Below are 6,854 nucleotides of genomic sequence, written 5' to 3'. Positions count from 1 at the left end.
CTCCAGACGGTTGGTTGACTAACTGAACAGCAAAAACATTTAGATCGTTTTGGTAAATAACAGCTAAACCTTGATTAAGCCAACTCCGAGCACGAGAGGCTTTTGTAGGCATCAATGGTTTGCCATCAGGTGAAATAACTGGAACTCGTAGCATGGTGATAAACCTCACGAGAAAAGTATTTGGGTTGATTACCCGTCCCCTCGACCACCGAATCTAAGATGTCCTGTCTAAGAGCAACTGACGACACAGTTTTGAAGAGATCCGGACTGGGGAAGCATCCGGATGTTCGTACCAAAATTCGGCTCAATGGTCTAGTCAAACACGGACAGTTGGTCGTCATCCCTCGCCCCATCCTCTTAGGTTGGGGTTATTGACTCGTTTAATTACATGTGCCAGTAGCATTAATCCAGCATTCCCCACACTCAGGATGATCACCCCGACAACACCGATCATCCAATCATCGCGCAAAACAGATACCACTAGGATCATGATCGATGTTTTGGTGGCAATACTGGCAAATGCCAACATTTTTTGCCAAATATCATCATCTTGCCAAGCCTCATAAATGGGGATGAGCAGAGCCAGAATCATGGCAATCAGGATCAGTGTCATCGCTTTCTCCTCCGTCTAACCCGGTGTACTTCGTACCTGCCATCTTGGTGGTATTTCAACACAATGGTTTTTGGTGTAAAGGTGATCAGGAATATATCCAGGAATATTAGCCCAGGGGTCCGTTGGGGTTTGACTCCTTCCATGATCACATCTTCGTGCTTATGGGGACGGAGCATGATTTCAAATGCCTCAATATATGCCTGGGGAATCGCCACTATCACTTCACCGAGCACCCGGAGCCAATCCTTTAAGGCTTCTGGGGTTTTGGGGCGTCCTGGTAATAGGAATGCGATCGCAATGCCAATGATGATATTTGACGGACTCAGATTGGCAGTCAGCAAAAACCAGATAACCAGTCGTAAGATTAGATTTAGATGCCCAATCATGGTTGAAACACCATCCAGAACAGTAGGATTAACATCAGACTCATCATCCCAATGAGATGGTCAAATTCTTCAAGCACACGGGGCAGCTTGATTACAGATCGTTTGAAAATCAACAAATATGCCAACCACCCAAGGGCAATGGTTGCCAGGGGTTTGATAATATTGGCATAATTATATGCTTGGTAATACACACCATTGACGGCAATCAGCCCACCGAGCAACAGTATCATCGCTAACCAAAAACCGACCTTTACCTGCCCTTGGCTGCCATCCCCATGGGGCAGAAAAATGAATTTAGCAAAGGATATTGCTGTTCCTACGGCAGCAATATTCATACCGATAACTTGCCAGGGCACTAGATTCTTCATGGTCAACACCTTCGCCCCAAAGCCTGACAATAAGGGAAAGCCGGAAATTGAGAAGCTAGCTATAGCCAGGGCAATCCAGATTTGGGTATTAATCGGCTGATGTTGCAGTTCCTTGAGGTTGCGGCTGGGCAAAACACCCGCGATTAAAAAGAGCGCCCCTTTCACCAGGCCGTGGGTCAGGGCATAAAAGCCCCCCACTTCTGGTGCGGCGAGGATAAAGCCTAACTGGGAAATGGTATGAAAAGCCAGCATACGCTTGGTATCTTTTTCAAAGACGGCATAGCCTACTCCCAGAAGCGCTGTCCCCACTCCAAATATCCTGACGATGGGAGCAAGTTCCTCCACAATCAGAGCAAAACGCAACAGTGGAAAGACTCCCGTTTTGACCACAACTCCCGATAGCAACGCCGACACTGGGCTCTGAGATTCGGAGTGGGTCAAGGGTAACCACAATCCTGATACAAATATTCCCCCCTTGACTAACAGTGCCAGAAAGATCAGGGCAAGAGCTTCTGGAGTTGCTCCGCCCAAGCCTTCAAAGGCAAAGGAATGATTGGCCTGATAGACTAAAATTGCGCCGATCAGATAAAACAGCATGGCTGTATTGCTGATCAAAAGATAGCGCAAGGCTACCCAAATTGATCGGTCGGTTCGGGGATAGGCAATCAACAGAAACGCAGCAATACTGATTACCTCTAATGCTACGTATAAACTGATCAAATCTGCACAGATAAATACGGCATTGACACTGCCATGTAAAATAATGGTTTGGGTATAAAAAAAAGCTGTTTTACCACTTTGCCAACAGTAGAGGATGACTGCTGCCGTTACCAGCCCATTGGTCAAGATAAAAAAGGCGCTTAATTGATCAACTAGTAATGTGACACCGAAATTATCTAGCAGCTGTAAGGTTAATGGCGATTTTGCTCGAAGAAATAGCTGTGTCCCATATTCAACCGAAACCATGGCAACGCCTAGGGCGAGGTATCGGTCAAGTTTGGGGATCAGATAAATGCTGAATCCCACAAATAGCGGTAGGGCAATCCAGGCAATGGTAATGGTACTCATGGGGTATTATTATTCTCGATCTCGTTGCTTTCCAGGGTGGGATTGTCCCGTGCCAGTTTCATAACACCTACTAGCATCAAGGCTTGAATCGAAAAGCCGATCACAATCGCTGTCAAGATCACTGCCTGGGGAACTGGATCTGCGTAAGCCCTATTTTCGACGTTTGAAAGAATGGGTGTGAATAAACCATCTCGGGATGCAACCAACACGTAATAGGCAATCACCCCCGTGCTCATGATATCCATAGAGATGATTTTCATAACCAGGTTCTTTTTCAGGATGATGCCGAAAAATCCGCACAATATTGTGGCAAATATGAATGCTTCTAACACGGGTTTTTGCCTATTGGGTAAGGGTTGGTGGTAATTATCTTTATACAATGATACTGTCGAACAGTGCTATAAAATATATAGCACGTTTTAATAGTGCTAGGAACGATTGACACTATTGAAAAGTTCCAAGGTAAACTATAGACTCATGCCACACCAAGGTTTTGGTTTGAGCTTGGAATTGGGAAAAACACGGGCAATAGCAGATGACAGAATCGACTGATGGCAAATCAATGGTTAACCTCAGCCCTGAGGATGTCAGCGATACAGTTAGCGATACAATTGGGGGGTTGCCAACTAGTGAAGGTGTGCCGCCGAAGGATGTCTACACTTGGGATCGGGATGCATTAGCCGTGAATCTTTTGGATTTATCAGTACCATTTGAATTGGTTGGGCGGCAAGCACAATTCCAGCGCATCACTCAAGTTTTAGCCCGTGATGGCAATCTGCTGATTGTGGGAGTGCCCGGAAGCGGACGGCGGACTTTGGTAAGGCGGGCCGCACGGGAAGTTGGAGTTAAAATCCTGGAGGTTGACTGCATCCGGGTTACGGATGGTCAGCGCTTTGTGCAACTGCTGTGGGAGAGCATAAACCAGACCTTTCCAATGGCAACGGTTCAAGCTCTAATGGCAGATTGGATTGAAGGTAAGGCAGCGGAATTATTTGTCCTGAAGGATGAAGCCAGTGGCACAGAGGGACTTAAACCAGTTCGGATCCAGAGCAAAGAGCTGCAACGGAAAGCATTTGAAGCATTACTCGATCTCCTGCAAAGGTTAGCTGAATCTGAGGGGGAACGGGTAGTGTTGATTTTGGAAAGTTTCCCCCACATCCGCTCTTGGGATCGTCATGGGGTGTGGGAAAAATTTTTGAGGGAACAGATCGAGGGTCAGACTCAGGTAAGTTATGTACTAGTGGCAACGATTGCAGAAACTAGTATTTATCCCCATGAACCAGGGAATAATTTGGAAATCGTGCAGCTGGCTCCTTTAGCTAATGATGTGGTTGCGGCTTGGGTAACTGAAGTTTTGCATACGCAACGGCTGACCTTCGATCCGCGATCGCAAGCACTGGAAATCTTTGTCAATGCCGTCCAAGGACACTTCGGTGATGCTTCGGCACTGGTGCGACGCCTCAAGTCGGTACGAGTTTCTGATGGGCTAATTCGTGATGGCCATGTTCAGCAGGCCATCCAAGAACTGCTAGCGGACTTATCCATGGTCTTCGAGTCATTACTGATGCTGCTTCCAGCTAATCAAGCCCATCTTTTAGAATCCCTGGCCCTAGACCCTACCGACAAGCCACAAAGTCGAGATTACATTCAAAAGCATTACCTATCGAGAGGGGGTTCTCTCCAAGGAGCGATCGCTGGGTTGCAGCACAAAGGTTTGATTTATGGCTCCGAGCAAGGCTACCGACTGGCTTTACCTCTGTTTGCTTTGTGGCTTTGCCAGCGTTTAAGTTGATCTCAAATTCAGTAGATGCACCTCAAGTAGCGTGACTGTAGGTCAATCGCATTTTTATTCTGTGTTATGTTTACTACTTTTTTGCTACACTCTGGGTATTATCTATGATGCCCAATGAAAGACGCTTTATCCTTTTTGACTTGCCTGAGCTAATAAACGCACACTTCAAGCCATGAACTCCCTAGATGCAATCACCCTCAAAGCCTTCTTGGTCGCCCTAACTCAGCTAGAGGATTCACTCTCAGCGGAACTTCAGGGTGAGTTAAATGCCCTTGGGAAGGAGTTTCCCTCCGGTGTTTCCAATCTTCATTTCTTGGCTAAGGGTTTGGCTCCCTTGGAAGAGGCTTACAAGAAGGCTCGTGGTATTTTGCAAGCTGACCCAGGAGAACGCCTCAATTGCGCTGGGTCTGATTTTGAAGATGCAGCCGAGAGTTATCAAGAAGACCTTCGGAATTTTATTACGGTGTTAAATGCCTCAGACTCTGTAGCTTCAGCTAAGGAAATAGCTCAAGAATCAGTCCCAATTCAGCAACTTCTGGTTCAGCTTCAAAAGGAAATGAGTATTACAGTGTCAAATCCTGCTAGTATTCCAGATAATTCTGAATTCGAGGCAGCAATGGAAGCTTTCGCGATAACTCGCAAAAACTATCGCAATGCTTTTCGGGAATTAGCTAAGTGAAAGAGCCTCGCTGGGTGCCAGAGCAAGCAGTAATAGCTATCCATGACGAGTTAATCCTAGAGCATGGCGGATGTTTTGGATTAAGAGATCCGAATTTACTTTCCAGTAGTTTAGCTAGACCTAAACATTTATTTGCTTACAGTGATAGTGCTAGTCTGTTTGATCTGACAGCAGCCTACGCTTTTAGTTTGGCAAAAAATCATCCTTTCGTCGATGGTAACAAGCGAATTGCCCTTGCTGTCATCGACGTTTTTTTACGTTTAAACGGATATGAGTTAGTGGCCGCAGAAGAAGAAGCCGTGATCAAGATTAATAATTTAGTAGAAGGAATAGAAAATCAAGAGTCTATAGCTACTTGGATTGCAGGTAACTCCCAGGAAGTGTAAGTAATAATAACAATATTTTTTGATTTTGATTACTAAACCGATGCTCTAGCGCTTTGCTGTGTCGATTGAGGGGATAATGGGTACAAGCTTAAATTAGTACGCTGTAGAAAACATGAACAGTGAAGGTGTACCACCGCAAGATGTCTACACTTGGGATTGGGATGCAAAAGCCCGTGAATCTTTTGGATTTATCAGCGCCATTTGAATTGGTTGAGCCCCAAGCACAATTCCAGTCTTTGCTTTGTGGCTTTGCCAGCGATTGAGTTGATATCAAATTCAGTAGATGCACCTCAAGTAGCGATGACCTACGGCCAATCGCATTTTTATTCTGTGTTATGTTTACTACTTTTTTGCTAGACTCTGGGTATTATCTATGATGCCCGAATGTTATGGTCTCTGTTGAGCAAGTAATCAAAGAAGCTTTATCTTTGCCCAGTGCATGGAGAGCATTGTTGGCTCAGAAGCTGGTTGAAAGTCTTGAGTTTGATGTAGACGAAAACCTACAAGCACTTTGGGTAAGTGAAGCTAAGAAGCGTCGAGATGAAATCCGAAGTGGTATGGTTCAGCCTATTCCTGGAGAGGAAGGGTTAGCTAGAGTGAGGCGACTTCTGGAGCCATGAAATATGTCTTTCACCCAGCAGCCTTGACTGAATATGGTGAAGCAGTCGAGTTTTACGCAGAACGTAGAGTTGAATTGGCACAGGCATTTATCAATGTAGTTGAGGATGCAATTTTCTGAATTGTTGCGTCACCAACTCGTTGGGCTGTTATTGATGAAGATATTCCTCGATGTCTGACACGTAAATTTCCCTACGGGATTTTATACACTATTGAGGAAGATTACATTTTAATTGTGGCGGTGATGCACTGTAGTCGTGAGCCAGGATATTGGAAAGAGCGTGTCAGGGAGAAACCATCAGATGCATAAAATGATCTGAGGTTTGGTACGTCATTCGGACAACTAAGCTGTTATAGCACTAAGGTTATAAGTTAATACATTTTACTGATCCGAAGTGGGTGGATCTCATATTTGCTATTTGACCCTGCTTCCCCAAGACCGCACTACATCACTTCTGAGTAAGGCTTCTAGAATTTAGATGCGTTTGCCCTAGCTAGATAGTCCCTTAAAAAGTATCCCAAATTTCCTCCGCATAACGGGGTGGCATCGCCTCAGCATTGGTAAATGTCTGTTTCATTATCTGTGAAGCTTTCTCTATTTCTTCCCCCTCCCAGTCTACAATCAATAAATCGTTGGGACTACAGTGAAAGAAGGCGCAGAGTTGAGCGAGGGTAGTAAAAGCGATCGCTCTTAGCGGAAGCTGAGGCCTTTGGGCCACGCTTTGCGAACGCTTCATCGCATTCGCTTCCCCATTTTCAAGTTCCCTTAATTCTTGCCGATCGATTCCCGTAGATTCAGAAATTTCTTCGTAACTGATATTTCCGGAATTAGCTCTTAATTGGGCGTTGCTGATTCTGAGTATGGTTTCGCCCCCCTAGCCCCCCAATTCTGGGGGGAAAAACTCTCAAAGTCCCCCAGAATTGGGGGATTTAGGGGGCTTTAA

10 protein-coding genes and 1 pseudogene are annotated in these 6,854 nt (G+C 45.5%); 5 read left to right on the top strand and 6 right to left on the bottom strand.

All coding sequences use genetic code 11. The annotated features are described in order from the left end of the window. The 5 genes from F6K20_RS18550 to F6K20_RS18530 form a co-directional block, all read right to left on the bottom strand. Positions 1 to 154 (bottom strand): RRXRR domain-containing protein (locus F6K20_RS18550; protein WP_287295591.1); only part of this gene is annotated, 154 nt, incomplete at its 3' end. A 183-nt stretch (positions 155 to 337) separates the two neighbouring features. Next, the gene (locus F6K20_RS18545) at positions 338 to 613 is read right to left on the bottom strand and encodes a hypothetical protein (RefSeq protein ID WP_008189901.1); all 276 of its coding nucleotides are present in this window, start codon (positions 611 to 613) and stop codon (positions 338 to 340) included. Beyond that, complete coding sequence (locus tag F6K20_RS18540) at positions 610 to 999, bottom strand: Na+/H+ antiporter subunit E (protein ID WP_008189899.1); 390 nt, start codon at positions 997 to 999, stop codon at positions 610 to 612. The genes F6K20_RS18545 and F6K20_RS18540 overlap by 4 nt, the downstream gene beginning before the upstream one ends. Next, on the bottom strand, positions 996 to 2,435 hold the full coding sequence (locus F6K20_RS18535) for a cation:proton antiporter (RefSeq protein WP_008189897.1): 1,440 nt from the start codon (positions 2,433 to 2,435) through the stop codon (positions 996 to 998). Before F6K20_RS18535 ends, F6K20_RS18540 begins: the two co-directional genes overlap by 4 nt. Further along, the gene (locus tag F6K20_RS18530) at positions 2,432 to 2,767 is read right to left on the bottom strand and encodes a cation:proton antiporter subunit C (protein WP_044495399.1); all 336 of its coding nucleotides are present in this window, start codon (positions 2,765 to 2,767) and stop codon (positions 2,432 to 2,434) included. Before F6K20_RS18530 ends, F6K20_RS18535 begins: the two co-directional genes overlap by 4 nt. Positions 2,768 to 2,970: 203 nt before the next feature. Here F6K20_RS18530 and F6K20_RS18525 point away from each other — a divergent pair, with 203 nt between their 5' ends. From F6K20_RS18525 to F6K20_RS40705, 5 genes and pseudogenes are all read left to right on the top strand, one after another. After that, the gene (locus tag F6K20_RS18525) at positions 2,971 to 4,227 is read left to right on the top strand and encodes an ATP-binding protein (RefSeq protein ID WP_008189893.1); all 1,257 of its coding nucleotides are present in this window, start codon (positions 2,971 to 2,973) and stop codon (positions 4,225 to 4,227) included. 172 nt (positions 4,228 to 4,399) lie between these two features. After that, positions 4,400 to 4,906 carry a hypothetical protein gene (locus F6K20_RS18520; protein ID WP_008189891.1) on the top strand — a complete coding sequence of 169 codons (507 nt, stop codon included), beginning with the start codon at positions 4,400 to 4,402 and terminating at the stop codon, positions 4,904 to 4,906. Then, positions 4,903 to 5,292 (top strand): type II toxin-antitoxin system death-on-curing family toxin, encoded by a 390-nt coding sequence (locus F6K20_RS18515; protein ID WP_008189890.1) that lies wholly within the window; start codon positions 4,903 to 4,905, stop codon positions 5,290 to 5,292. Before F6K20_RS18520 ends, F6K20_RS18515 begins: the two co-directional genes overlap by 4 nt. A 389-nt stretch (positions 5,293 to 5,681) precedes the next feature. Then, on the top strand, positions 5,682 to 5,912 hold the full coding sequence (locus tag F6K20_RS18510) for an addiction module protein (RefSeq protein ID WP_008189886.1): 231 nt from the start codon (positions 5,682 to 5,684) through the stop codon (positions 5,910 to 5,912). Next, a pseudogene (locus tag F6K20_RS40705) lies at positions 5,909 to 6,220 on the top strand (type II toxin-antitoxin system RelE/ParE family toxin). Before F6K20_RS18510 ends, F6K20_RS40705 begins: the two are co-directional and overlap by 4 nt. Positions 6,221 to 6,416: 196 nt before the next feature. Here F6K20_RS40705 and F6K20_RS18500 read toward each other — a convergent pair. Then, on the bottom strand, positions 6,417 to 6,629 hold the full coding sequence (locus F6K20_RS18500) for a hypothetical protein (protein ID WP_131826862.1): 213 nt from the start codon (positions 6,627 to 6,629) through the stop codon (positions 6,417 to 6,419). Between the last annotated feature and the right edge of the window lie 225 nt (positions 6,630 to 6,854).

The sequence above is a fragment of the Moorena sp. SIO2C4 genome (assembly GCF_010672485.1).
Classification (GTDB): Bacteria; Cyanobacteriota; Cyanobacteriia; order Cyanobacteriales; family Coleofasciculaceae; genus Moorena; species Moorena producens.
This window is presented reverse-complemented; position numbering and strand designations above follow the sequence as displayed.

What these genes read in the sequence shown, in the direction of transcription:
- F6K20_RS18545 (WP_008189901.1), bottom strand. Translation starts at nt 613, where the DNA reads ATGACACTGATCCTGATTGCCATGATTCTGGCTCTGCTCATCCCCATT.
- F6K20_RS18540 (WP_008189899.1), bottom strand. Translation starts at nt 999, where the DNA reads ATGATTGGGCATCTAAATCTAATCTTACGACTGGTTATCTGGTTTTTG.
- F6K20_RS18535 (WP_008189897.1), bottom strand. Translation starts at nt 2,435, where the DNA reads ATGAGTACCATTACCATTGCCTGGATTGCCCTACCGCTATTTGTGGGA.
- F6K20_RS18525 (WP_008189893.1), top strand. Translation starts at nt 2,971, where the DNA reads ATGACAGAATCGACTGATGGCAAATCAATGGTTAACCTCAGCCCTGAG.
- F6K20_RS18520 (WP_008189891.1), top strand. Translation starts at nt 4,400, where the DNA reads ATGAACTCCCTAGATGCAATCACCCTCAAAGCCTTCTTGGTCGCCCTA.
- F6K20_RS18510 (WP_008189886.1), top strand. Translation starts at nt 5,682, where the DNA reads ATGGTCTCTGTTGAGCAAGTAATCAAAGAAGCTTTATCTTTGCCCAGT.